The organism is Bacillus sp. JK74, assembly GCF_053663395.1.
The window spans coordinates 48587-73604 of the sequence record NZ_JBSJQB010000008.1; the positions used below are offsets into that span (position 1 = coordinate 48587).

Sequence of the window (25018 nt, forward strand, 5' to 3'; positions counted from 1 at the left end):
TAGATGGGTGTGAACGCAATGGAATTACGCCAGCTTCGGTATTTTATGGAGGTAGCAGAACGGGAACATGTGTCAGAAGCGGCTGATCATCTGCATGTCGCACAATCCGCCATCAGCCGGCAGATTGCAAATCTTGAAGAAGAGCTGAAAGTCACTTTATTTGAACGGGAAGGCAGAAATATTAAATTAACGCCGATCGGCAAACAATTTTTAGAACATGTTAAAACGGCGATGAAAGCAATTGATTATGCGAAGGAACAAATTGATGAATATCTTGATCCGAATCGCGGAACCGTCAAAATAGGATTTCCGACGAGCCTTGCAAGCCAGCTTTTGCCGACTGTGATTTCGGCATTTAAAGAGGAATACCCGAACGTTGAGTTTTTGCTCCGCCAGGGTTCTTATAAGTTTTTAATTGAAGCGGTAAGAAACAGGGATATAGATGCTGCGCTGCTCGGCCCCGTTCCGACGGAATTCCCCGACATAACAGGCAATATCTTATTCACGGAAAAGATTTACGCGCTTGTTCCGCTGCATCATCCGCTTGCCAAACAGAAAAATATTCATTTAATTGATCTGCGCGGCGACCAATTCGTTTTATTTCCTGAAGGATTTATTCTCCGAAACATGGCGATTGACGCTTGCAGACAGGCCGGCTTTGCGCCGCTTGTATCGACGGAAGGCGAGGATTTAGATGCCATTAAAGGATTAGTCTCCGCGGGGATGGGAGTTACTTTATTACCCGAAAGCACCTTTGCAGAAACCACACCCCGGTTCACGGTCAAAATTCCGATTGAATTTCCTCAAGTGAAGCGCACCGTAGGCATTATTAAACCAGAAGGAAGAGAACTGGCTCCGTCTGCAAATGATTTCTATCATTTTGTCATTCAATTTTTCTCCAAACTTGAACAATATCAATAAAAAACAAACCCGAGCTTCAAAACGAAGCCTCGGGCTTTTTCATATTTTTATAGATCTTTCTCAGCCGATCGGAATGGATAATTCAACGTGGCAGACAAACGCTTCCGGATCAATGACTGATTGATCGGTCTGTTTGTGCGGCGTTTCTTTAAATGTCTTCAGCTGGGCTGAGGAATAGTTGACGATGCCGAGTCCGAGCTCTTCTCCCTGCTGATCAAGCAGCCTGACAACCGCTCCGCTGCTGAATCTGCCCTTAATCTGTTCGATATCCTGCGGTGACAGCGCCATATTTCCGTTCGCGACATCGCGGCTGCTTTTCTTTTCCATCACAATTTCGCCTTCGGGGCCGGAATTAAATGCAAGCCATTGTTCTTTGTGGTTTAACGGCAGGGTTCCTTCCGCTTCAAAATAAGTTCCTTCAGCCGCCTCATCTACCGCTTGAAGCAGAATGTCCGGAATGTTAGCCTGCCCGAGAAAGCCTTTAATACCGGAGGCCATTACAATTTTAAAAGCATCCAGTTTCGAACGCATTCCGCCGGTTCCCATTTCACTCCCGGCATCTCCCGCGCTTGCTTCTATTTCCGGAGTGATGTCACTTACATGTCTGATTCTTTTCGCTTTCGGATTGCTGCGCGGATTATCATCATATAAACCGTCAATGTCTGATAAAATCACAAGCATGTCGGCATCAATTAAACCTGCCACCTTCGCTGCGAGTGTATCGTTATCTCCGAATTTCAGCCGGTTGACTGTGACCGTGTCATTTTCATTAATAATCGGAATAATGCCTCGTTCCAAAAGGACGTTCATCGTATTGCGCACATTATGGTAGCGGTATTCGTCGGAAAAGTCGCTTCTTGTAATTAATATTTGTGATGCGACATAACCGTGCGCTAAAAACAGCTTTGAATAAGCCTCCATTAATAATCCCTGCCCGATGGAAGCAGAAGCCTGTTTTTCAGGGAGGCCTTCCGGTTTCTGAATAAATCCGAGCTTCCGATAACCTGCCGCCACTGCGCCGGAAGATATTAAAATCACTTCATAGCCGCTGTCTTTCAGCTGTGCGATTTGATCCACCAATGCTTCCAGCTTTCTTCTGCTGATTTCCCCGTGCAGGCTCGTCAGTGAGCTGCTTCCGATTTTCACCGCGACTCTTTTGATCTTCGTCCGAGACGTCACTGTATCACTCCTGTTTCTTAACGATTATAGTGCTGCCGTTTTTTCAATTGTTTTGCTGATCTCAATAGAACGTTCGGTCGCATGTTTAATGGCTTTGGCAATGGCTTCTCCGCCGCCTTCTGACCTGAGCGCATCGAGGCCGGCTTCCGTCGTGCCGTTTGGAGAGGTGATGTTTTCCCGAAGCACATCCGGTTTTTCACCCGTTTCCATCAGCATTTTAGCAGCGCCCAATAACGTTTGCGCGCCGATTTTGCGGGACAGCCGTTTGTCTAAGCCGGCTTCTTCACCTGCTTTTTCAATAAACTCCATTAAATAATAGAAGTACGCCGGTCCGCTGCCTGCGATGCCGGTGAAAATGTCCATCTGATCTTCCTTGATCACGTACACTTCCCCGAGGCATTCCAAAAGGGATACCGCGGTTTTTGCTGAGCCGTAAGAGACATGGTCTCCGAAAGCCGCAGCTGTTGCCGATTCGCCGATCATGCTGGATGTGTTCGGCATCACTCTTACAACTGGCTGACGGTCATGTAATGATTGTTGTATAAATGAGGTTGTTATGCCTGCCAGAACAGACAGGATGATTTGATGAGGTTGGATACGCCGTTTCAGCGTAGCAAGAGCGATTTCAGCATCCTTCGGTTTCATGGCTAAAATAAAGACATCAATGTCTTCGGTTTTCATGCTGTCAAAAGCAATGCCTTGAATTCCGTATTGATGTTCCAATTCAGCGAGTCGCTCTGTATTGCGGCGGTTTGTCACGCAGATGTTTTGGTTGGGAATTTTTTTTGCGCGGACCATGCCTGATATCATTCCTTCAGCCATTGATCCTGCTCCGATAAAAGCAACTTTCTTTTGATCTAAGATCGGTAACATCTCCCTTGTTCGTATTTTGTTCGTATTTTTCACACGTTTTTTATGTTACCACTTCAGGAGTCGATGTCAAGTTTGAAGGTTTTATTGATATGTATTGTTCCGAGCCTGTTATTATGTATAATGAATCACAGAACAAACCTTTTGAGTCCGGGAGGCCGGGTGCGTTCCGGCCGGATTTAAAAGTTATCTGAAATGGCTTTTTCAATCAGCTTTTTGCAGCGGTCAAGCTCTGTCTTCAGCTGTTTTTTGTAAAGCTTCGCAGCTTCATAGTCTTTAAATTGATAGAGAACGACTTCCTGGAGTTTGGCTCCCTCTTTTTTCACTTTTACTTGCTTTAAAATCCCGTCATCCAAAAGTTCGTGAAGTGAACGGTACACCTCGGTATGATTCGGCTTAAAACCGAGGGGTTTAAATTCCGAACGCAGCACCTCGAGAAGCTTCAGTCCGTAAAGCCGTTCCTGCTCTGTCATTGTAATCATGTAAAGCTTTAAAAAGGCTCTTTGTTTCACTAAAAAACCGGTTGAACTTCTTTTTTCTTCTTTCAATACGTGCACATCCTTCCTTCTAACAAATTATTCCATGTACTAAATATTCTCTTTATATCCCGTTTTCCCTTTTATTGTTCGGACAGTTTGGTTTGTATTGATTTGTTTTTTGGAGGAGGGGAAAAATAATCTTGATGAACATTTGGTACATAGTTTATTTAGTTTAATTATAGCTGATATCGGTTTCTTTTTCACTCTTTTTTCTGCAAAAACGGCTCTTTATGCCTATTTATTCGGGTTGTGAAAACAAAAAAAGACCCGTCACGAAGACAGGTCCCCTTTTGTTTAAGGATTAGTTGACCACAAACCGGCCGTTTTGATGAAAATGCGCGGATGTAATTTCAATTGAGCAACCATATATTCTGCAAGATCCTCAGGCTGCATGACTTTTTCCGGATTGCCGTCTGTCAGATTTAATTCAATAGACATGTCGCTTGCAACCGTGCTCGGAGTCATTGCGCTGACACGGATATTGTGTTTTCTGACTTCCTGCATGAGAGATTCGGTCAGACCGAGAACGGCAAATTTAGAAGCGCTGTACGCACTTGTCGCCGCGGCGCCTCTTTGGCCCGCCGTAGAAGAAATATTAATGATATCTCCTGATTTTCTCTCAATCATTTCAGGAAGAACGGCGCGTGTCACGTGGTATACACCCATTACATTAACTTGAATGATGTCTTCCCACTCTTCAGGCGTAAGATCCAAAAATCCGCCGAATTTGCTGATTCCGGCATTGTTAATCAGGATGTCAACCTCACCGAGTTCTTCTTTAATAGAGGAGACGGCTTGTTCAACCTCTTTTTGGTTTTTCACATCGGCTGCAGCGAATGATGCCTTTACACCAAGGGCTTTCACTTCTTCCGCAACCTTTTCGACATTTGCTTCTGTACGGCCGATTAAACCGATATTGACTCCTTCTTTTGCTAAAGCGATAGCGGCGGCGCGGCCGATTCCTCTGCCCGCACCCGTGATAAGAGCCGTTTTGTTTTGTAGGCTTTCCATGTCTTTCACCCTTTCTGAATGTCCTTATGTACGATTTCACATTATAAGCAGAAAAAAAACAATTAGCAAATAAAATGATTCAACACGATCCGTAAAGGGTATCAACTGAAAAAAAGGAGTGAAAAGCAGATGATCATCATTTTGTATATCAGTGCTGCCGTTGCGGCTGCCGCATTAATTTATGCAGCCGTATCCGCCGTGCATTTTAAAAGAAACACAGCGCCTGATATAAAGAAGATTAACGCCGCGACAGCGTCTATGCAGACGTCCGTTGAAGAAATCAAAACAGAAACCCGTTTGTTATCACAAAAGCAGAAAGAACTGCAGGAAGACTTTCTTACTAAAAAAACAGCCGTGCAAACGACGGCAGCCGAAGTTAAAGGAACGCCTCACGTCCTGAAAATGCTCTGGAACGCCGGTAAAAGCGGTTTATGAGCCTGCATGTCATCCGACGTTTTTGATGACACTAAGAGAAACTGGCGGATTCAAGGAGGCATAATATGATTTGCGATCGTGAGCGGCTTGCGCATTTTTTGCAGCAGCTTAAAGCATTATCATCTTCGGGAGGATTTACAAAATCGGATTTGCTGACTCCGGAGTTCCATTTAGCCAAGGACGGAGATCTGGATATGTATTATTCGCCTCATAATGAGTATATCAACCCACATGCTGCGGTTGTCATCTCCGGAATTACACCCGGTTTTTTTCAGATGCAGCGGGCTTACAAAGCAGCGGCACAGCTTTTAAAAAACGGCGAATCTCTTGAGGTGATAGCATATGAGACAAAAAAAGCGGCCGGACTTTCCGGTTCCATGAGGCAGCACATCATCGAAATGCTTAATGAATGCGGTCTGCCGGCCGCGCTTCACGTTGAGGATTCATCCCGGTTTTTTGATTCAAAACGGGAGCTGCTTCATACGACATAAGTTATCAAACACCCTGTTTTTTATAAACAGAAAAACTATACGGGACACCGGCCGGCCATCAGCAGATCAGCTCTTCTCAGCCGTTACGCGCTGACATGTTTTCCGGATGAAATAGAAATGATGAAAAAAGACATTCTGCTTATCCCTCTCGGAAAAGCAGCAGAATCAGCCTGCCGCACGCTGAAGAAGAACGGCAGAATGGGCCATGCGGTCATTCTGGAAGGCTTCCCGCATCCGTCCGGAGCAAACGGACATCGTTTCAAACAATTTCACGAAAACCAACAATCGTTACGTGAACAAATTCAGCGGTTTGCCGGGTTTCTTCAGCAGCCGTAAAAAAACGCCCCGAATTTTCGGGGCGCTGCTGTTAAGAAGCGTATTCAGGCAATGCTTTATTGTGTTTTGCCGTTTTCTCTTCAGGTATTTTGATTTGATTTGTCAAGATTGCACTTACGAAATAGAGCGCTGCGAAAATCCATACAACGCCTTGTGCGCCGACAAGCCCGATGAACGCCCAGGCAAGCGCGGGGCCGACAAATGCCGACAGGCCCGCAGCCAGATTTAACACAGACATGGCAGCACCTTTATTGCTGCCGGCCGCCGTCGGCACGATAGCTCCGATCGGAACGAACCCGGCGAGGAGCCCTCCCCATATAAAACCGACAATGCTGACGAAAAGCAAGTTCCCATGTGATACAACAGGAGCATAATATAATAAAAGAGTAAAAATGCCGCAGCCCACTCCTCCGAACCACATGACGGTCTTTTTCCAGCCGAAGGCATCGCCGACTGCGCCGAATATTAAGTTAAAGACGATATTTCCGAGAAAGATCGTTCCCCAAATTTGAAGCCAAACATTTGTAGAAATGCCGTGCTGCGCCATATGCATCGGGAGGAATACCGGAAATCCGTATGTTCCGATGCTGTTAATGATTCGAATGATCCCCCCAGAGAGCACGCGCGGATTTTCAGCAAGGATGGTGATTCCCTTCATTAATTCCTGCGCCTTTTCCCGCTTATCTGCCTTTTTCTTTTCAAAGCGGTCCCTATTTAAAATCAAAGCAAAAAACGCGCCGAGACATACCCAGAAAATTGAACTCCACAGCGTATTCAAATAGCCGAAGGATTTGATGGCCCAGCTTGAATACCAAGCACCGAATACAAACATCCCGCAGCAATATGCAATCCAGAACCAGCCGACCGCCGTACTGAGCCTGTTTTTCGGCGACCGGTAAATCACCCATGTCAAAAATGAATAGGCAAACAGCGGGTAACCCAGCCCTTTAATAAAATACGTGACATACATCACCGGCAAATTAAGATTCTCAAATCCGTATGCGATAAACGCGGCTGTTCCGATGACGTAAAACAACAGCCCCATAAACATCGTCCGCTTTGCGCCGAAGGCTTCGAGGCAGACTCCTGAAAACCACGACGCCACAGCAAGAGAAATACCGTAAACCGTAAACAAGGATGCTGATTGCTGTACCGTCAAGCCGTTTTCGACTAAAAACGGGCTGAGCCAGCCTTGTTCAAGGCCGTCCCCCATCATAAACAGCACGACCCCTAAAAATCCCCAGGCGAGCTGTTTTGGAATTCCTATTTTATTAAGCATTTTTGTTCCTCCTCAGCAATCTTTCATGTTGTCACCTCATCCCCAAGTCAGGCTTTCACCGCCGGCTGAAAATGAGTAAATAATTTTTGCGTATGTTTCCATTCTTCATATAGGAAGAGATCCGTCTGATCCGCTTCCGGCTCAATTATCTTTGTGCGGGTCGAAAGCTCTGCTTTCACACCGAGAGCTTCGTTGCAAATCATCACCGCTCCCATTGCGGATGCCTGGCTGAACCCCTCTCTCTTATAGATTTTCTTTTGAAGAAGGTTAGCAAGAAACTGCGTCAAAGCATCACTTTGGAAACCGCCGCCGCACACCTTCACATAATCTTGTGAAAAGGAAGCCGCCTCTGTTAACGTCTCATAGTTCCATTTGATTGAAAAAGCGATTTCCAGCAGTGCGGCTTTAACAAAATGGGCTCTGCTTAAGTTTTGGGACAGGGGAGCGTCAAATATAAATCCGCCTTTTGCCAGTGCGTTTTTCTCAGGCGATAAATAGGAGCCTAACGCAGAAATACAGGCATGATCATGTTTCGGCAGACTTGCGATTTCCCGTTCCATGACGCTGTAGGATTCATTCGGATAAAAAATGGATTTTAATTTTTGATAATTGAGTCCTGTTACACCCGGATTCGTTTCAAGAAGCCATTGACCTTCTTCTGTATGGCAATTCAGCCATGCATTCTCTAAACTTTCGGTTCCGGTCTCCGCTGTTATCTTTGTAATCGGCGTCGTTGTGCCGGATACGATGACGATATCTCCCGGCTTTGCATCTGCACTTTTGATGGCAAGCTGTGTGTCTCCCCCGCCTGCAATCACAGGCACTCTTTCAGAAAGACCGAGCACCGCCGCTTTCTTAAACGTTAACATTCCGACAACCGCCCCAGATCGGACGAGTGAAGGAAGAATGGCAGAAGGCACACCGAAGATGTTGCATAATTTCTCTGACCACGCCTTTTTCCTTACGTCAAACAGCAGTGTTTCAGCAGCCTGTGACGGTTCATAGCTTAAAATTCCGCTCAGCTCAAATGTCACCCAGTCACTGACGCTAGTGATGCACTTCACTTCTTTCCATAAAGACGGCTGTCTGGCTTTTAATCCGACAAGTTTCATGGCGGAAAATAAAGCGCTCGGAAGGCGTCCGGTTTGCTGATGCACTTCTTCTGCCTCAATCCCGCCTTCCCATTCACGCCCTCTGTTATCAATGTTGGGCAGACCGAGAAATGCCTTTTTATCTTTATTGATCAGAACGATTCCCTGCCTCTGGCTTGTTGAGGTGATTCCGATTAATGTAATATGAGGGCTCTTGGCAATAGCCTTTCTTGCCATAGCGCTGATTTGCGTCCATAACCCTTCCGGTGAGAAATATCGTCCGTCCGGATAAAGCGGATCCGTCACATATTCGATGTCTTCCCTTTCAAGCGCGGTCACTTCGCCGCCGGCAGTCACGACCGCAACTCGCGCATTCCCCGTCCCGATGTCAAATACAAGGTAGCCTTTTTGTTCAGCCATTACAGCCTCCTCCTTCCGTTTCAAGTTCTCTTTTGTTATAAAGTTCACGTATTGAGCAGGTTTGATCTTGTTTCCATTTGAAAAGCGCTTCATTTAAAATCTTCACATGATGATCTTCCACTTCAAATGTTGCGCCCGCTAAATGGGGAGTCGCGAACACATTCGGCAAAGAGATCAAATCATAATCAGAAGATTCAGGCGGTTCATGATAAAACACGTCAAGGATCGCTCCCTTAATCCGCCGTTCTTTCAGCACCCGCAGCAGCTCTTCCCTGTCTGTAACCGCCGCTCTTGACGTATTGACAAAAACAGCTTCCTGTTTCATCAATTGAAAGTGCCGGGCGCCGATAAGGCCGATGGTTTCTTCTGTGCGCGGCAAGTGAACGGAAACAATATCACTTTCAGAAAATACCCGTTCAATCGTCGTTTTTTCATACTCCCGGTTTTCATGACGGACAAATGGATCATAGTAAAGCACCTTGCAATCAAAAGCGGCCAATAGCCGGGCGATTCTCTGTCCGACAGCTCCGAAACCGATAAGGCCGACTGTTTTCCCCGTCAGCTCATTTCCTCTGAATTTGACGTAAGCCTGCAAATAATCACCATTCCACTTTCTGTCCTTCAGCCACTGATGGGAAGAATACGTATGACGCAAAAATGAAATCACATTTCCGATAAACATTTCAGCAACGGCCTGGGCATTGCGGGCCGGTGTAAAGAAAACGGGGATTTTTCTTTTAGTCGCCGCCGCAATATCCACATTAGACGGCATTCCTCTGCAGACACCGATAAAAGCGGAATCCGGCAATATGTCAATAACACGCTCAGACACCTCATCAAGTTCAGTAATAAGCCCCGACGCGTTTGTCTCTTGAATCATTCGGATCAATTCATCTTCCCGATAGGCCCGGCCGTGCTTCTTCCACGGCCGGTGCACAGTCCGGCCGAACAGCTCAGTCAGCTCCTTCAGCCCCTCGTCGTGATATGGCGCGGTAATTAAAACCGTCATGGTGCAAAACATCCTTTTCACATAAATTTTTTCATAAAAAAAATCTCTTTCCTCAAAGAAGGAAAGAGATTCATATACCGTCTTTATCCGCTTGAAGCGCACAAATATGTATAGACCATTCTTTCCTATCTTTCAAGCATACGCTTGCTGGAATTGGCACAATAAATGTTGCCGAGGTTTCATAGGGCCAGTCCCTCCACCTCTCTGGATAGAAAATAAAATGATGAAATTGTCAGGCTGTTTAAAAGAATAAACTCATCATAGAAAAGTCTTTCCGTGATGTCAACACTTTTTTCTGAATTGACGTTCGATTTTGAAATGTTATAATGCTTACATTATAAACAAAGAGGAGAAATGGGCTATGAATTCTGCTGCAACACAGCCGAACGGGGTCTTTAAGTCGGTGTGCTCCCTAGACTGTCCCGATCAATGCGGCTTGCTTGTGACAAAAAAAGACGGAAAAATCATTAACATTCAGGGAGACCCCGATCACCCGGTCACATCAGGGAATATTTGCAACAAAGTCAGACACATGGCTGAGCGTATTTATGATGAGAAGCGCGTAACCGTTCCGTTAAAACGGATCGGTAAAAAAGGTGAAGCCGCGTTTGCGCCTATTTCCTGGGAGGAAGCAATCAATACGATCAGTTCGCGCTGGAAAGAGCTTATTGCCGAAGAAGGAGCGGAAAGCATTCTTCCGTACAGCTTTTACGGCAATATGGGAAAACTGGCGGCAGAGGGAATGGACCGCCGTTTTTTCCATCGTCTCGGAGCGAGTCATCTCGAACGGACGATTTGCAGCAAAGCCGGATCTGAAGGTTATAACTATACAATGGGAGAAGGAGCGGGTACTGATCCGGAGGAGACCATACATGCAAAGCTCTTTATTTTTTGGGGGATCAATGCCGTCAGCACGAATATGCACCAAATCATGATTGCTCAAAAAGCCCGGAAAAAAGGGGCTAAAATTGTCGTTATCGATGTACATAAGAACCAAACCGGCCGGCTTGCCGATTGGTTTATTCCCATTCGCCCAGGCACAGATGCCGCACTCGCCCTCGGTATCATGCATGTCTTATTCGACGAAAACCTTCACGATGAAGCATTTCTCACAGAATACACCGAAGGCAGTGAAGAATTAAAAGCGCATGTTAAACACTATGATCCGGAAACGGTTTCTTCTATTACAGGCATTAAAGCCGACGATATCAGACGCCTTGCGAGAATGTACGGGGAAACCTCCCCTTCCCTTATCAGGATTGGAAACGGCATTCAGCACCATGACAATGGCGGAATGATCGTCCGCACCGTCGCCTGCCTTCCGGCTGTTACAGGACAGTGGCTCAACACCGGAGGAGGCGCAATCAAGCACAACAGCGCGGTATTAAACTATAACAGACAAGCGCTCCAGCGGCCTGATCTGCTTTACGGCCGGAAGCCGCGATCATTTAATATGAACAGGCTCGGAAGCGTTCTTTTAGAAACAAAACCGCCCGTGCGCTCCCTGTTTATTTACGGTACGAATCCCGCAGTGGTTGCGCCGGAAGCGAATAAAGTCAGAAAAGGCCTGCTGCGGGAGGATTTATTTACAGTCGTTCACGATTTATTTTTAACGGAAACCGCCAAATATGCGGATATCGTGCTCCCTGCTTCATCCGCTTTTGAAAACACGGATTTTTACACGTCTTACTGGCATCATTTTATTCAGCTGCAAAAACCGGTGATCGAACCCTACGGGGACAGCAAATCGAATACGGAAGTGTTCCGTCTGCTTGCCGGAGCAATGGGATTTACCGAGCAGGAGCTTCAGGATTCCGATGAAGAATTAATCAGACAGGCGCTGGACTTTCCCGACAATCCGTATATCGAGGATATTGATTACGAGGCGCTCTCATGCCATTCCTTTATGAAAGCCAAACGGAAAAAACCGCTTTTTCCGGGAAAGCTCAAGACACCGAGCGGAAGAATTGAATTATATTCGGAAAAGATGAAACAGGACGGTTATCCGGCGCTGCCGACACACATCCCTCTTGAGAGCGATGACGATTTTCCGCTTTTATTTGTCCCGGGACCGAATCATAATTTTTTAAATTCGACATTTTCAAATAACGAAAAACACGTAAAACTGGAAAAAGCGCCAAAACTTTTTATTCATACAGAAGATGCTGTACGCCGGAACATAGAAGACGGAGAAACCGTTAGAGTTTGGAATCACCGCGGAGAGTGCGAATTGACTGTTTCGGTCGGCGAACAGGTGCTTCCCGGCGTTGCGGTGAGCCAAGGTCTTTGGGCCGATATGGATGATAAAAAACAGCTCGTCAATTCACTCACGCCCGATCGGCTGGCGGATATGGGCGGAGGTGCTGTTTTCTTCTCCGGAAAGGTGCAGGTGGAAAAGCTCAGCAATCAAAACCGTCCGCAATAAACGCCCGGCGGTTTTGCTGAAGGCTGAATCCTTCGGCCGGCTTCACCGTATAAAAAATGATTACGTTTATTGGAGGTTTGGATATATGACATTCCGCATATCACGAGAAACGGAAAGCGGTATGTGCAGAAGACGGCATTAAGAGAATGGCTGACTTCCATGCTGGAAAAAGAATAACAGCTGCTATGAAAAGCGGGAAGAGTTTTTTCTCTTCCCGTTCATTAAGATTTTCCGCCCTGCCTCTCTTCAACCCCAAACATACGACAGATATCGTTCTTACGTAACGAAACATCCCCTTCTTTAGATTTCAAATAAAACCCTTTCTTATATAACCGTATGACTTCCTCATATGTAAGCTCATGACGAAGGAGCGCCATTAAACGCCCGTCTTTTTCATCTTGTTTATTGAACCATTCATACCGTTCTGACCAGTTCACTTTCTGCATGTCAAACACCTTCTCACTTTGAATTAATGCCCTTTTCGCATTTATTATACTTATTTCCCCTTTTGTAAACACTCCGACTGCCTGTGACATTTTTGAAAACAGCCGTACCCGTCCCCATTAGTCACCATGTTGACTTATTTCCCTTTGTGATGTATATTGTAATTGTCAACATGGTGACAATTTAGATGGGAGATAATTTATGGATATTAAATTACTAATGAAGGAACTGCATTTTATGCAACAAAGTTACGCATCATTATTTTCGGTTGTCAATAAGGTGCAGACTCGGGGGGACGAATACTTAGAAATGTTAACTTCCCGACAGCATATGGCTCTTATTGCTATTGCCCATTTACCGACGGAAGATACCACACTTATGAATATCGCTAAAAAGCTGGGCACAACAAAACAAACCGCTAACAAATTAATTTCAAGCCTCGCGAAAAAAGGATATGTTCACACGGTGCCAAGCAAACTGGATAAACGTGCAATCAATATTGAGATTACCCCTGAAGGAAAAAAAGCGTTAATTTCCTGTTCAGAAAGATCCACCTATTTTTTAGCGGATATGTTTCATGAGTTCACAACTGAAGAAGTTGAAACATTCTGGAGGCTATTGCAAAAACTTTATCGTTTTGATGGTGAAGAACAGGATGGTTTTGAAGAAAAAGCACATTTGAAAGTTGAAGACCAGGCACGATTCATCTCAGATGACTATGAAGAAAAAATCATGGCTGAATTTTCAAAACGGCGATATGGGAGTGCAGACGATGAATAATATGCTTTATCGAAAAGTAAAAGAAACAGAGGATAAGATGAAGGAAAAATGCTATGAGCTGAAAGATAAAATTGATCAATTTATTTCTCATACTAAATATAAAATTCATTGCAACCGTAAACTGGACCGAGCCGGCAATTATATATCAATTGCCATTGGACTCTTTATCCTAACTGCCTCATGGCTGACCGGAACACAATGGCTGCTTTGGATAGGCGCGGCGAGTATTTTGAGCAATGCCTGTTTGCTCATTATAAAGCCTGTTAAAAATTGAAAATCTGAAAAAAGCTCTCTAAAAGAGAGCTTTCTTTTATTAATCGTCCCAGTCTTCATCTTCTTCCCAGTTTTCTTTCATCTCATGAAGTCTTTCATAAAAGAACTTTATAAGGCAGAATTAAGTTCTTTATAGCCACCGAATTCACTCCAAATAACAACTGGACATTCTCCTTCCCGTTACTTTAAGTACATTTATTCACAAAGTAATCTTTTTTACAGGTCATTTAGTGGTAGCCCAGGAAAATGCGAATTTACAACGTTAATCAAATTTAAACATAAAAAGTCGAATTCCCTGTCCTTTAAGGAAAACGACTTCTTCAAGTAAATCCCCATTAACCTTTTTTGGGGACGATTTGTAATCTCTGCGCAGTGAAATTATACCTGTGCTAGCCCGCCATCTACGAACAATTCAACACCCGTCAAGTAACTGCTTTCGTCTGAAGCAAGGAAAGATACAGCGTTTGCTACTTCTTCAGGTGTCCCAACTTTTCCAGCTGGAACAGTATTTCTGCTATTTTCCATTACTTCTTCAAGTGCATCACCAAAAAGCTCATCGTAGGCAGGTGTAAGAATAGCTCCTGGACTAACCACATTTACACGGATTTCAGTATCTTTTAGGTCAAGAATCCAGTTGCGAACTAGTGCTCTTAATGCTGCTTTAGATGCTCCATATACACTAAACGCTGGGTTGCCAATTGATCCAGCAGTAGAGCCCGTTACAATAATAGAACCTACTTTGTCCGGGAATAGTGATAACGCTTTTTGAACAGTAAAGATGGTTCCTTTAACGTTAATGCCGAACGTTCTATCAACCTGCTCTTCAGTAATTTCACCTAATGGAAGGAAGCTTCCGGTGCCCGCATTAGCAAAAAGAATGTCCAACTTACCTTTTTCCTGCTTTATCATGTCATATAGTTTGTCTAAGTCTTCAAGCTTAGAAATATCACCTTGAACACCGGTTACGTTCTTGCCAATTTGGTTAACAGCTTTATCAAGTTCGTTTTGTCTACGTCCCGTGATATAAACATATGCACCTTCGTTTACAAATTTTTGTGCTGCAGCAAGACCAATCCCACTTGTTCCACCCGTTACAAGCGCTATTTTACCTTCAAATTTACCCATACTTAACACTCCTTTAGAATTAATTTTATTTTATGTCTAGTACCTTTAAGTACTTGAAGAACAACTTACAAGATATAGTATCCTTCAGTAAGCACATTATCGGAAGTACCCACTTTTTTGTGATATAGTAACTAAAAAGTAATAAATGTGGAATGGAGAGCTTTAGACATGAAAAAATTTAGCTGTGGGTTTGAAGTGACAAAGGAAGTTATTGGCGGAAAATGGAAAGGTCTTGTATTATACTTTTTAATGAATGGACCAAAGAGAACGAGTGAATTAAAGCGCATTATCCCAAATATAACTCAGAAAATGCTGATTCAAACACTTAGAGAGCTTGAAGCCAGTGGACTTGTGAGCAGAAAGATGTATAATCAAGTACCGCCGAAGGTTGAATATTCATCCACTGAACTTGGAGAATCTCTTAAACCTATCTTGCAGGAGCTCTGTCAATGGGGAGGCCATTATGCGGAGCAAGAGTATGCAGAAGGTGAATATGAAATTGTACAGCCAGAACAACTAAGTTAGGATTGATGCAGCTGCTGAAGCAAATGCTAAACAACTTCAATACCATCACCTGACAGATGAAGAACAGTCAGAAATAAATGAGATATTCAATTTTGAAAGTGAAGTTCTAATAAGAAGTGTCATGGACTATATTCAGGAGAACTTTGATGAAATTCAAAATAGAGCTATTTCAAATGTTAAAAAGAAGGTTCAGAAACTTAGCAAAAAGATAAATGAAGACATCAGTAATAACATTTAATGCCTATATGGTCTCTTCGCATGTATTTTTTACACAAAAAGACCCGGATTTTAATTCCAGGTCACACTTACACCTTGTATTCACTTTATTTTCAGTACGTTTTGATTGATATAACAACGTTTTTGACAGCTCATAATAATGGATTTGGGGTCACACTTCGGGTCACAATTTGCTCAAATTCCCTCTTGCATTTCTCGAACTGCTTTATTCAAGATCATAAAATTTCAAACGAAACCTTACACGAAGGAATCGGGGATCGGTAAAACAAAGCCAGATATAACATATATTAAAAAATCTCTTGCATTTCCACACCCGGCATGCTATATTCATATAGCGATGAGCTGAATTGTGTAAGCCGATGCACATGCCCTTGCGGCACACACGAATGTGGCGTGTGGTGTATCGCCTCAATACGCAAAAGACGTTTGCTTCTGCAAACGTCTTTTTTTATTATCCGATTTTCGTTCCGTTCGGTACTGTCTGCTCTGGCGTAAGCAGGACAACGTCTCCTTTTTCCGGGATGCCGCCGAGAACGAGAACTTCTGACTTAAATCCGGCGATCCGCCGCGGCGGAAAGTTGACAATAGCGGTAACCTGCCTGCCCGTCAGATCATCCGGTTCGTACCGTTTTGTAATCTGGGCGCTTGATTGTTTCATGCCGATCTCTTCGCCGAAATCTATTGTCATCTTAATGGCCGGCACCTTTGCTTCCGGGAATACTTCCGCTTTTACGATCGTTCCTATTCTGAGATCGAGCTTGATAAAATCTTCGATGACTGCCATATCAAAAACTCCTTTTTTACAATCATGATATCAAAAAAAGACGCAGTTTATTTAACCGATTTTCAGGATTATTTATCAGATTGAAAGGTGTTTCGGAAGACGCGCGGCGTTATTCCCTTATGTCTGACAAACCATCTGGTAAAAGAAGACAAATTTTGAAAGCCGACCTCCTGGCTGATGTCTGTCAGCCGGCATTTTGTTTCAATAAGCATTTGTTCCGCTTTCTTCATACGGAGCTCAGCAATATAAGCTTGCGGGCTTTTCCCCGTCTGCTTTTTAAACCAGTCGGAATAATACGCCGGGTGGTAATGTTCCATTGCGGCAAGCTCTTTAATTGTAAAAGTCTTTGAGAGATTTCGGCGGATATACGCAATTGAATCATTCGTACGGTTTTCTTGTATCTTTTCAGCAATATATTCTGCAAGCAGACTCAATGAATGAGCCGACTGCTGCTTTGTCTCTTCTGTCAGCAAAAACCGAATCGATGTCCAAAAAGGATCAAGCTTATTCAGAACGCCGGGGTCAAATGGACCTTTGAAAAAATATGCCGGTATGTCGAGAACGAGACATTCGTTTCGCTCCAAAGAACGGAACCGATGTTCATGCCCGGGCGGAATATACAGCATTTGATCAGGTTTTAATCTGATTTCACGCCTTTCTGTCTCCAAGTCAAGCTGTCCTTCGAGCGGAAAGAGCATTTGGCAGTATGTGTGTGCATGAGAATCAAAAATATGTGAATAGGTGCGCCGCTCACAGATGATATGTTGTAATGAATCCATTTGTCCCTCCTTTTACATGATGCGTTTTTTTATTTAGTTTACATAATAATATTATTGTTCCCTCATCTGTAAACCTCTTAGGAAAGCAACAACTGCAAACTTCCGACTTTCTTTAATTGATTCGGTTAATTCAAATGCACTCTGTTTTCTCAACACGGCAAATCCGTGAAGAAGGCTCCTCAGTCCTCTCGCAGCATGAATCGCAGTGTCAGACTGTGCATAACCGTTAGCTGTCAGCTGCTTGACAACAAGCTCTACAAGCAGGCTTGACAGATTCTCAATCCGGCCGTCTTTTATCTTTTGAAATGTTGCGTCATATAATCCGGGATTGGCTTCTGCGAAATTGATATAGGCATCGGCAAGAGCGAGCAAAGCCGTTTCACCCGTCAGTCCTTCTGAAGAGGCCGCCATTTTTTCATATAACATAGTTAAACCGGAGACAGCCAGCTCTGTTTTAATTCCTTGAAGGCCATTGACAAAATTATAAAGGGAAGGCGGTTTTACGTTTAAGGACTTTGCAACGGCCGCAAGCGTCACTTCGTTCAGCCCTTTATCGTCAGCGATACCTGCTGCGGCTCTCAATATCATGTCAAGGCTCATCCCGACTCTCGGTGACATTATGATCGGCCTCCCGGCAGGCTTCGTTCGGCTTCCTCAGCAGCCTCAGCCATCATTTCAACGGGATTGCAGAGAACATTTCCATGTCCGGCGGCCAGACTGCTTGGTTGATGAGCGATAAGCGTTCTTGCTGTTTTTACAGCTTCTTCTTTATTCCACGTAGCAAAAGCCGGAAACGGAAATTTCCATTTCAGCTTCCCTGAAACAGCAAGGCCGCCCCGTACTTGAAAGGCATCTCCGACGATCAGCATATCATTTCTCATATCTTTAAAAGCGAGGCTTCCCGGCGTATGACCGGGAGCGGGAATGACAAGTAAAGATCCGATCCGCTCGCCGCCTTTCAGCAGGCGATCAGGTTCAGTCTGAACATTTTTCGGCACTCCCCCCTTTATCGGCGTTTGTGCTTCATGCTCAAATAAAGAAGTGTCACCTTTCAGCAAGAAAGAATCCCGCTCAGAAATACAGACGGAAGCATCCGGAAATTCCGCAGCTAATGAGTCAAGCGAACCGATGTGATCCCCGTGCGCGTGGGTGAGTAATATGTCATTCAGCGGTTTCCCAAGCTGCCGCAATGCTTGTTTGATTCCTTTATGACTGTTAGGCAGTCCGGCGTCAATCAGGGTTACTCCTTCTTCTTCTTCAACCAAATAACAATTCACCGGGAAAAGCGCTGGAAAAAAAGTCAGCTGCCAAACCCTTCCGTATTGTAAGATTCTCATCAACATCCCCCTAAAACTAATATCATTAGTTTTATTATAACTAATGCCGTTAGTTTATCAAGCGTTTTCTGTCTAAATCCTGAAAAAGGCGCGGGCGCTTCTCTCATGCCAAAAAAAGAAACGCGCATACTGTGATAAAAGATGCTTTCAGCCTGCGAATAAATCAGACTACTAAAACCAGCCGGATAAGCATACACTACTCAACGGAGGGGGAGTTCCACATCATGCATATCACACTTCAAAGCATCTGCCCTGTCTTAATGATTGCCTTTTTTCTGTATAAAAAGGTGAAACGGTCCGTCGGCTTTCAGCCTTTGAAACCCCGCTGGCTTTACACAAGAATGATTTTATTTTCATTGCTGGCCGCCGCTCTGGCGTTTTTCAGCATCACACACCCGGCTTTATACGGGTATCTTATATTCGGCACTTTTTGCGGCTGGCTTCTGGTCCTGTTTGCCAAACGGAACATTTCTTTTGAAGAACGCCGCGGAAAAATGTATTTTCGCACTCACCTGTGGATTGAACTTATTCTATTAACGTTATTCCTATCGAGATTTATTTATCGCGTTATTGAAATATACCGGGTCACAGCGGACTTTACCCATCCGGAGGCATACAGCCAAACGGTCGGGGCCGATCCGCTGACCATCAGTATCTTTTATTTCATCGCAGTTTATTACAGCGGCTTCTCTTTTTATGTTTTAAAAACGAGCAGAGACCAAACCAATAACAGTCAGTACGGCTGACATCCCTGTCTAAAAAGCAGGGATGTTTTTTAATCGTGCCGCGTATGGTGAATCATTTGCTGAAGCACATCTAACACATGTTCATCCTCAGGTGAATAATAGATGGATGTTCCTTCTCTGCGTGATTTGACGAGGCGCAGATTTTTAAGAAAACGCAGCTGATGAGAAACGGTAGACTGCAGCAAATTCAGCTTTTCTGCGATATCATTTACCGCATGTTCACCCTGTGACAGCAAATGGAGAATTCTGATTCTGGTCGGATCAGACAGCGCCTTAAAAGTCTGGGCAACCAAAAATAAAGTTTCCTCATCTAAATCGACAGCGGGGTCATTCGTGTTTCCGGATTCGTGAAATTCAGTCATATACCTCACCCTTCTTTTCTCAAGTAGCCCAATTATACCAAATGTCATTTGATGCAGATACATCCTGCGCCTGACAAAAGAACCGTTATTTTAAATTTATGTTTCAAATACGGGTTTCCGCTTGGTTTCGCGCATTCACCTGTGTCATAATGAAAAAGTCATAATGCTCCTGAAATTGAGGGTGAAACACAGTGGAGAAAAAGAAAAAAGGCTGTTTCGCTGCCGCGGGTCTTATGATGATATGTGTTTTTGTCATGGTTTCCTTCTTCCTCATTCTGTTATTTTCAAATAATGAATGGCTCAAAAGTCTTCCGTTTGATGTCAAACCGATCGTGCTTGAACGGCTGACAGATTACAAACCGCTTGTTGAAGACGAGCTGGATGAAAAAGGACTCACCAAATATACATCGCTTGTACTCGGCATGATATATCAGGAGTCAAAAGGAAGAGGAAATGATCCCATGCAGTCTTCAGAATCTCTGGGTTTAAAGCGAAATGAGATTAAAAACCCTCAAACCAGTATCAAACAGGGAATCAAACAATTCACTCTCATGTACCAAACAGGCAAGAAAAAAGGCGTAGACTTGGATACGATTATACAAAGCTACAACATGGGAGCCGGCTATATTGATTTTGTGGCTGAACATGGAGGATCGCATACTGAGGAACTGGCAAAACAATACTCCGAGCAGCAGGTCAAAAAGAATCCGAAACTTTACACTTGCGGAGGGAACAAAGACAATTTCCGTTATCCCTACTGCTATGGTGATTACACGTACGCAGAAAAAGTAAAAGCAAAAACAAAAACCGTTGAACAATCCTTAAATGTAACAACACTTGAAACGCTTGAAGAGTAAAAGGCGCCCTGATGAGGCGCCTTTTTCCATCAATAGAAAAAAGCCGCGCAGAGCACGGCTTTTTTTAATAATACGGTGAGATCATTAAGTATACAATGACACCCGTCAGACTGACATACAGCCAGAGCGGCATCGTCCATCTCGCGATTTTTTTGTGGCGCTCCACTTGCATGCTGAATCCTCTGATCAGCGTAAACAGCGCAAGCGGCACGATAACGGCGGAAAGACAGATGTGCGTAATCAAAATAAAGAAATAAATCCCCCGAATGATGCCGTGGCCGCCGAATAAAGTATTCTCAGCTATCGAGTGGTACACGACATAGCAGATCAAAAACAGCAGAGTCGTCGTAAACGCCGCCAAAATAAAGCGTTTATGCGCTTGAATATTTTTTTGCTTAATCATAAAGAGCGCTGCCAGCAAAAAGATAAAAGTAAAGCTGTTAAAAATAGCATTTAACATCGGCAGAATATGAATATTGGCAATGCTGACCTGTCCCGATTTCGGCATAAAAAACAGCACCGCAATTAACCCGTTGATCAAAACGGTCAATGTCAGCACGATACCGGTATAACTTTTAGGTTTGTTTTCTGTCTGATTCATCTTATGACCTCTCTCAATTTTACTGACTATCCAAATGGTATGAGAATTCAGCTTTGATGTCAACGGTTTCGTCCGCTTCGTCAGAAATTAGACAAACTTAAGCCCTAAAAAGACCGGGTGTTTGAGACCCGGCCTTTCGTCATATTATGCTTCCTTCAACAGTTCTTCTATCACTTTATGTTCGTTTTCATTCAACAGATTTTTTGGAATGATCCGATCTATCGGTTTATTCATATGCTGATCGAGAATATCGGCTGTTTCTTTGTCCCCTGCGATTACGAGACGCTCCCATTGGTGTGAAGCGGCCTTTTGATCTAGGTTTGAAGCCAATCGTTTATACAGCCTGTTTTGGTTTTCTTCGACATGGGCTTTGGCGGCGTCTTCCTCCATCGATGCGGAGCTTCCGCTTACATCCTGCGGTTTCCACGATTCATTGATGACGTCGTATTGATAATGCTCCACCCCTTCAATTTTTCCGAGTACGGTTTCTATGATCTTCACTTCATTCTGCTGGGTGAGAATAAAAGCCGTGCTCGGAAATTGTTCACGGAGAAGTTCTAATTGATCAAGGACAGCCGTTTCTTCCCAATAAAATCGTGTTTCGACAGGCACCTGCAATTCAATCGTCTCCCAGATGCCGCCTTCTCCCGATGCAAAAAATACGAGACTTCGCGGCATCTCTTTACCAAGCCCATCGATATATTGATAGACACGTTCCATGATGCGGACGAGAGATTTTTCTTCTTCCGGATCACTTACAGACAGATACTCTTTTAATCTCCGAAAACCGGTTTTCAAGGCGATTTTCCACTCTCCCCCCTGCTGATCCGGATTTCTCATATCCGTATTTACATATAAGGAAAGCATTTTATCAGGAGATTCCGTCATTACGTACTTCAATTTGCCGATGAGTGAATCAATTGCCATTATAGATTCCTCCTTTTTCCGCTGCTCACTGTTCCTTTCCCTATCCGTACCGCCTTAAAAACGTCAATCCACATATAAACGGCAGACTTTTCTAAAAAAGTTTTTGCAAAACCCATTTACAAACCAAGACATCATTTACTACAATGGATACTTGTGTTTGACTAAGACTTTTACACTGTGAAAGGAGTATGATTTTGTTTACTGCAGAAGAAAGAGATCAGAAAGAGCTGGAAAAAGAGCTTCATAAACTTGAATTTCAGATTTTCAGAATGCGGGAAAATCTGATAGATGTATCAAAAGACGCGCGAGTGCTTGGTATTGATCAATCGAACAATGACGATTGGATCATTGTTTCCTCGATTGATGATGGCCAAACATGTAAGATTATGCTGACTGATTGTGAATCAGCCTACCGGGGAAGAGGCTGTTTTTCACTGATCGCCTCTTATTATGATAATGCCATTCATATCGGGGACATTAAAGGGCCGCCGAACCACGGCTACGGCTCGATCTGCATGAAATTTTTAAAACATATCGCCAGAGAGCAGAATATCCCGAAAGTGACGGGCGACATCGCTAAGCGTGATTGGGATCATGTCGACCGGCTCGTTCATTTTTATGAAAAACATCAATTTGATGTCTGGATTGACAATGATACGCAATCAGGCGGCATTAAATGGGTCGACCTGTAAAAAATGATAGATAAACCCTCGTTAATATGGTGTAATAGATTAAACCATTTAAGGAGGGTTTTTTTTTGTATCCGGAAAAATTGAAAAAAGGCGACGGCATTCGTATTGTGTCTCCGGCCACAAGCATGTCCGCTATGTCAGATGAAAATATAAATGCCGCGAAGACAAAATTGGAGGAGCTGGGCTTTTGTGTCTCTTTTTCAGAGAATGCAAAAGAAATAAATGAATTTCATTCATCATCGATTGAATCGCGTGTACGGGATCTGCACGAAGCTTTCGCTGATCCTGACATCAAAGCGATTTTGACGACACTCGGCGGGTTCCAATCAAATCAGCTGCTCCGCTATCTTGATTATGAAAACATCAAGCGGCATCCGAAAATCCTTTGCGGCTATTCAGATATTACCGCTCTCGGCCATGCCATATATCAAAAAACCGGCCTTATTACATATTCCGGTCCCCATTTTTCTTCATTTGCCATGAAAAAAGGGCTGGACTATACGATTGACTCTTTCTTGGCCTGCTGTGCTTCTGACAACCCGTATGAGGTAAAACCTTCATCCGAGTGGAGTGATGATAAATGGTATTTGAACCAGGAGGACAGACGTTTTTATCGGAATCCGGGACCGCTCGTTATTCAACCCGGATATGCGGAAGGAACACTGATCGGAGGAAATCTATGCACGCTGAATCTTCTGCAGGGCACGGAATACTTTCCGGAGATGGAACAAGTGATTCTGTTTATAGAAGATGATCATATGTCGGACATTCATATGTTTGACCGGGATTTGCAGTCACTCATCCATCTTCCCGCTTTTTCAGCCGTGAAGGGAATTGTCATCGGACGTTTCCAGCATGCTTCAAATGTGTCTGAGGAGGCTCTGCGTACCGTCATCCATACAAAAGAAGAACTGTCATCCATGCCTGTTATCGCAAATGCTGATTTCGGCCATACCTCCCCTTTGATGACATTCCCGATCGGAGGAACATGCAGGATAGAAGCCGGCTCAGAAGGCGGACGGATATGGATTGATCGGCATTAATACATAAAGACGGGAAAACCGCCCCGTCTTTTTATTTTGACGCCTTATGCCGCGGCGTGCGCGGAGCGATCATAATTCGTCCGCCAGCCGCTGCCGTCACCCATACGGAAGCTCCTTCATAAAAACGGCTGATCTCTTCATTATATACGGCGTGTGTCAGTTCACGTTTATCATGCGTTCCGTCTTGGTTTTTTACGTTTAAAATAAGTACAAGCTCGTGCCTGCCATTCTTCATCACGCCAGTACTTCTCACCTTTTCAATAACGGCTGGCCTTCCTCTCCCTCTGTCAAGCGCCTGAAACAGCCTGACAGCAGGCATAGACAGTCCGATAACGAGCACAATGACGAAAGCGGTGCATATACATGCTTGAAACACTGGTGATTCTGTGAAGGCATTCCATAAACATATAAATTCCGGCTCCATCAGATTCATCATCCCTTCAGATTCCGTTTTCACATCCATTCCTTATTATATTAGAGAAACGCTTTTTCTTTTTCCGCATATAACGATTATATACAGTCAAAAAAGGGAAGAAAAAAAGAACACAAAGCATTTCGCCTTGTGTTCTTCATCTCTATATGAAACTAGTCTAATACTTTAACATTTACAGTTCTGACGCCCCAGTTGTTAGCGTCACTTTTCTTTGCAACAAATACGTCAATTTTATTTCCTTTAATTGCGCCGCCTGTATCTGCTGCTGTTGCCACTCCGTAACCTTCAACATAAACCTTAGAGCCAAGCGGAATGACACTAGGGTCTACCGCGATGACTTTTGCATCAGGGTTTTTGTTTAAGTCAACACCGGTTGCCGTTACACCGGAAATGCCGCCGTCGTTAGCAGAGTAAGCAGTTGCAGTCATTGTCAGCTGCTTTTTAGGCTCTTGTTGGTTTGTATTTGATTGAACAGGCTGCTGTTTTGCTTCGACAGCCTTCGCTTCTTGTTTAGGTTGTTGTTGTTCTTGAACAGGTTCTTGTTTAGGCTGCTCGTTTTTGACAGCTTCCTGTTTCGGCTGTTCTGTCTCAGCAGCTGGTTTTTGTTCAGTTTGCGGCTGGCTGGCTTCTTGAGCCGGCTGTGCAGCCTGAGCCTGACCTTTCACATTTAACGTTGTGCCTGCGTAAATTATATCTGATTGCAAGTTATTCAAGCTTTTCAGATTGCCGACTGATGTTCCGAATTTCTGAGCAATTTTCCAGAGGCTGTCGCCCTGCTTCACTGTGTACTGCCCAGATGTGGTTGTTTCTACTGAAGAAATAGTCAGTTTCTCTCCTTCAATAATTAAATCAGAAGATAACTGATTCCATTCTTTTAAGTCCTTTAGGTTCACTCCGTTTTTTTGCGAGATCCCCCAGAGCGTGTCACCCTTTTGCACCGTGATTTCTTTAGCAGAAGCGTGAGCTCCAAATGCAGTTGTTGAAATTGCTGCAACTGCGACAAAGGACATAATCGTCTTCTTCATAAGTAAATCCTCCCTTGTTAGCTTTTTATTGGCGGCTAACAG

28 protein-coding genes, 1 pseudogene and 1 riboswitch are annotated in these 25018 nt (G+C 44.0%); of the genes and pseudogenes, 11 read left to right on the top strand and 18 right to left on the bottom strand.

Annotation, left to right across the window (positions count from 1 at the left end):
* Window positions 1-18 precede the first annotated feature (18 nt).
* Complete coding sequence (locus ACWJJ5_RS18080; protein WP_025852255.1) at window positions 19-921, top strand: LysR family transcriptional regulator; 903 nt, start codon at window positions 19-21, stop codon at window positions 919-921.
* A 60-nt stretch (window positions 922-981) separates the two neighbouring features.
* Here the strand turns inward: ACWJJ5_RS18080 and proB are convergent, their stop codons facing one another.
* The 4 genes from proB to ACWJJ5_RS18100 all read right to left on the bottom strand — a co-directional run bounded on the left by proB (window position 982) and on the right by ACWJJ5_RS18100 (window position 4520).
* Window positions 982-2100, bottom strand: a complete 1119-nt coding sequence (gene proB / locus ACWJJ5_RS18085; RefSeq protein ID WP_014305177.1) for a glutamate 5-kinase — start codon at window positions 2098-2100, stop codon at window positions 982-984.
* Between the two features lie 24 nt (window positions 2101-2124).
* Window positions 2125-2973, bottom strand: a complete 849-nt coding sequence (gene proC / locus ACWJJ5_RS18090) for a pyrroline-5-carboxylate reductase (RefSeq protein ID WP_014418088.1) — start codon at window positions 2971-2973, stop codon at window positions 2125-2127.
* Between the two features lie 176 nt (window positions 2974-3149).
* On the bottom strand, window positions 3150-3518 hold the full coding sequence (rtp, locus tag ACWJJ5_RS18095; protein WP_454022600.1) for a replication termination protein: 369 nt from the start codon (window positions 3516-3518) through the stop codon (window positions 3150-3152).
* A gap of 285 nt (window positions 3519-3803) precedes the next feature.
* On the bottom strand, window positions 3804-4520 hold the full coding sequence (locus ACWJJ5_RS18100; protein ID WP_015417604.1) for a 3-ketoacyl-ACP reductase: 717 nt from the start codon (window positions 4518-4520) through the stop codon (window positions 3804-3806).
* 129 nt (window positions 4521-4649) lie between these two features.
* Between ACWJJ5_RS18100 and ACWJJ5_RS18105 the strand changes: the two genes are divergently transcribed.
* Together ACWJJ5_RS18105 and ACWJJ5_RS18110 are read left to right on the top strand one after the other, a co-directional pair.
* Complete coding sequence (locus ACWJJ5_RS18105; protein WP_003153826.1) at window positions 4650-4955, top strand: DUF948 domain-containing protein; 306 nt, start codon at window positions 4650-4652, stop codon at window positions 4953-4955.
* 65 nt (window positions 4956-5020) lie between these two features.
* Window positions 5021-5782: pseudogene (locus ACWJJ5_RS18110) on the top strand (hypothetical protein).
* Window positions 5783-5813: 31 nt separating this feature from the next.
* Here ACWJJ5_RS18110 and ACWJJ5_RS18115 read toward each other — a convergent pair.
* Genes ACWJJ5_RS18115 through ACWJJ5_RS18125 form a run of 3 tightly spaced genes read right to left on the bottom strand, consistent with a single transcriptional unit; the run spans window position 5814 to window position 9581 of the window.
* Window positions 5814-7061, bottom strand: coding sequence for an RbtT/DalT/CsbX family MFS transporter (locus ACWJJ5_RS18115; protein ID WP_014305179.1), 1248 nt, complete (start codon window positions 7059-7061; stop codon window positions 5814-5816).
* A gap of 47 nt (window positions 7062-7108) precedes the next feature.
* Window positions 7109-8572: an FGGY-family carbohydrate kinase gene (locus ACWJJ5_RS18120; protein ID WP_173612983.1), complete on the bottom strand. Its 1464-nt coding sequence runs from the start codon at window positions 8570-8572 to the stop codon at window positions 7109-7111.
* The gene (locus ACWJJ5_RS18125; protein WP_070082715.1) at window positions 8565-9581 is read right to left on the bottom strand and encodes a 2-hydroxyacid dehydrogenase; all 1017 of its coding nucleotides are present in this window, start codon (window positions 9579-9581) and stop codon (window positions 8565-8567) included. Before ACWJJ5_RS18125 ends, ACWJJ5_RS18120 begins: the two co-directional genes overlap by 8 nt.
* Window positions 9582-9703: 122 nt before the next feature.
* Window positions 9704-9796: riboswitch (SAM riboswitch) on the bottom strand.
* A gap of 146 nt (window positions 9797-9942) precedes the next feature.
* On the opposite strand from ACWJJ5_RS18125, the gene ACWJJ5_RS18130 reads away from it, so the two are divergent.
* Window positions 9943-12006: a molybdopterin oxidoreductase family protein gene (locus tag ACWJJ5_RS18130; RefSeq protein ID WP_102422268.1), complete on the top strand. Its 2064-nt coding sequence runs from the start codon at window positions 9943-9945 to the stop codon at window positions 12004-12006.
* A 221-nt stretch (window positions 12007-12227) separates the two neighbouring features.
* Here the strand turns inward: ACWJJ5_RS18130 and ACWJJ5_RS18135 are convergent, their stop codons facing one another.
* Window positions 12228-12452 carry a hypothetical protein gene (locus ACWJJ5_RS18135; protein ID WP_031379048.1) on the bottom strand — a complete coding sequence of 75 codons (225 nt, stop codon included), beginning with the start codon at window positions 12450-12452 and terminating at the stop codon, window positions 12228-12230.
* 199 nt (window positions 12453-12651) lie between these two features.
* Here ACWJJ5_RS18135 and ACWJJ5_RS18140 point away from each other — a divergent pair, with 199 nt between their 5' ends.
* The gene (locus tag ACWJJ5_RS18140; protein ID WP_102422267.1) at window positions 12652-13230 is read left to right on the top strand and encodes a MarR family winged helix-turn-helix transcriptional regulator; all 579 of its coding nucleotides are present in this window, start codon (window positions 12652-12654) and stop codon (window positions 13228-13230) included.
* Complete coding sequence (locus ACWJJ5_RS18145) at window positions 13223-13504, top strand: hypothetical protein (RefSeq protein ID WP_102422266.1); 282 nt, start codon at window positions 13223-13225, stop codon at window positions 13502-13504. The genes ACWJJ5_RS18140 and ACWJJ5_RS18145 overlap by 8 nt, the downstream gene beginning before the upstream one ends.
* 377 nt (window positions 13505-13881) lie before the next feature.
* On the opposite strand, the gene ACWJJ5_RS18150 is transcribed toward ACWJJ5_RS18145, so the two are convergent.
* Window positions 13882-14628 carry an SDR family NAD(P)-dependent oxidoreductase gene (locus ACWJJ5_RS18150; protein WP_070081958.1) on the bottom strand — a complete coding sequence of 249 codons (747 nt, stop codon included), beginning with the start codon at window positions 14626-14628 and terminating at the stop codon, window positions 13882-13884.
* Between the two features lie 168 nt (window positions 14629-14796).
* Between ACWJJ5_RS18150 and ACWJJ5_RS18155 the strand changes: the two genes are divergently transcribed.
* Window positions 14797-15153, top strand: coding sequence for a winged helix-turn-helix transcriptional regulator (locus tag ACWJJ5_RS18155; RefSeq protein WP_014417586.1), 357 nt, complete (start codon window positions 14797-14799; stop codon window positions 15151-15153).
* A gap of 688 nt (window positions 15154-15841) precedes the next feature.
* Here the strand turns inward: ACWJJ5_RS18155 and csaA are convergent.
* The 4 genes from csaA to ACWJJ5_RS18175 all read right to left on the bottom strand — a co-directional run bounded on the left by csaA (window position 15842) and on the right by ACWJJ5_RS18175 (window position 18290).
* Window positions 15842-16174, bottom strand: coding sequence for a chaperone CsaA (gene csaA, locus ACWJJ5_RS18160; protein WP_025852277.1), 333 nt, complete (start codon window positions 16172-16174; stop codon window positions 15842-15844).
* 68 nt (window positions 16175-16242) lie between these two features.
* Window positions 16243-16953 carry an AraC family transcriptional regulator gene (locus tag ACWJJ5_RS18165; RefSeq protein ID WP_101563093.1) on the bottom strand — a complete coding sequence of 237 codons (711 nt, stop codon included), beginning with the start codon at window positions 16951-16953 and terminating at the stop codon, window positions 16243-16245.
* 51 nt (window positions 16954-17004) lie between these two features.
* Complete coding sequence (locus tag ACWJJ5_RS18170; protein ID WP_031379043.1) at window positions 17005-17571, bottom strand: TetR/AcrR family transcriptional regulator; 567 nt, start codon at window positions 17569-17571, stop codon at window positions 17005-17007.
* On the bottom strand, window positions 17571-18290 hold the full coding sequence (locus ACWJJ5_RS18175) for an MBL fold metallo-hydrolase (protein WP_025852283.1): 720 nt from the start codon (window positions 18288-18290) through the stop codon (window positions 17571-17573). Before ACWJJ5_RS18175 ends, ACWJJ5_RS18170 begins: the two co-directional genes overlap by 1 nt.
* A 224-nt stretch (window positions 18291-18514) precedes the next feature.
* On the opposite strand from ACWJJ5_RS18175, the gene ACWJJ5_RS18180 reads away from it, so the two are divergent.
* Window positions 18515-19036 (top strand): hypothetical protein, encoded by a 522-nt coding sequence (locus ACWJJ5_RS18180; RefSeq protein ID WP_025852285.1) that lies wholly within the window; start codon window positions 18515-18517, stop codon window positions 19034-19036.
* A 29-nt stretch (window positions 19037-19065) separates the two neighbouring features.
* Here ACWJJ5_RS18180 and czrA read toward each other — a convergent pair whose 3' ends face one another.
* Window positions 19066-19398 carry a Zn(II)-responsive metalloregulatory transcriptional repressor CzrA gene (czrA, locus tag ACWJJ5_RS18185; protein ID WP_007407993.1) on the bottom strand — a complete coding sequence of 111 codons (333 nt, stop codon included), beginning with the start codon at window positions 19396-19398 and terminating at the stop codon, window positions 19066-19068.
* A gap of 191 nt (window positions 19399-19589) precedes the next feature.
* Between czrA and ACWJJ5_RS18190 the strand changes: the two genes are divergently transcribed.
* A complete protein-coding gene (locus tag ACWJJ5_RS18190) occupies window positions 19590-20255 on the top strand; it encodes a lysozyme family protein (RefSeq protein WP_003153802.1) in 666 nt (221 codons plus the stop codon).
* A gap of 64 nt (window positions 20256-20319) precedes the next feature.
* Here ACWJJ5_RS18190 and ACWJJ5_RS18195 read toward each other — a convergent pair whose 3' ends face one another.
* Window positions 20320-20856 (bottom strand): DUF420 domain-containing protein, encoded by a 537-nt coding sequence (locus ACWJJ5_RS18195; protein WP_003153801.1) that lies wholly within the window; start codon window positions 20854-20856, stop codon window positions 20320-20322.
* A gap of 144 nt (window positions 20857-21000) precedes the next feature.
* Window positions 21001-21783, bottom strand: coding sequence for a VLRF1 family aeRF1-type release factor (locus ACWJJ5_RS18200; protein ID WP_172614750.1), 783 nt, complete (start codon window positions 21781-21783; stop codon window positions 21001-21003).
* Window positions 21784-21971: 188 nt separating this feature from the next.
* Here ACWJJ5_RS18200 and ACWJJ5_RS18205 point away from each other — a divergent pair, with 188 nt between their 5' ends.
* Together ACWJJ5_RS18205 and ACWJJ5_RS18210 are read left to right on the top strand one after the other, a co-directional pair.
* Window positions 21972-22475: an N-acetyltransferase gene (locus tag ACWJJ5_RS18205; RefSeq protein ID WP_014305189.1), complete on the top strand. Its 504-nt coding sequence runs from the start codon at window positions 21972-21974 to the stop codon at window positions 22473-22475.
* 65 nt (window positions 22476-22540) lie between these two features.
* Entirely contained in the window at window positions 22541-23518 is a 978-nt protein-coding gene (locus tag ACWJJ5_RS18210; RefSeq protein WP_025852305.1) for a S66 family peptidase, read from the top strand.
* Between the two features lie 31 nt (window positions 23519-23549).
* Here the strand turns inward: ACWJJ5_RS18210 and ACWJJ5_RS18215 are convergent, their stop codons facing one another.
* Both ACWJJ5_RS18215 and ACWJJ5_RS18220 read right to left on the bottom strand, forming a co-directional pair.
* Window positions 23550-23942 carry a hypothetical protein gene (locus ACWJJ5_RS18215; RefSeq protein WP_025852307.1) on the bottom strand — a complete coding sequence of 131 codons (393 nt, stop codon included), beginning with the start codon at window positions 23940-23942 and terminating at the stop codon, window positions 23550-23552.
* Window positions 23943-24103: 161 nt separating this feature from the next.
* Window positions 24104-24976 (bottom strand): 3D domain-containing protein, encoded by an 873-nt coding sequence (locus ACWJJ5_RS18220; protein WP_003153795.1) that lies wholly within the window; start codon window positions 24974-24976, stop codon window positions 24104-24106.
* Window positions 24977-25018 lie beyond the last annotated feature (42 nt).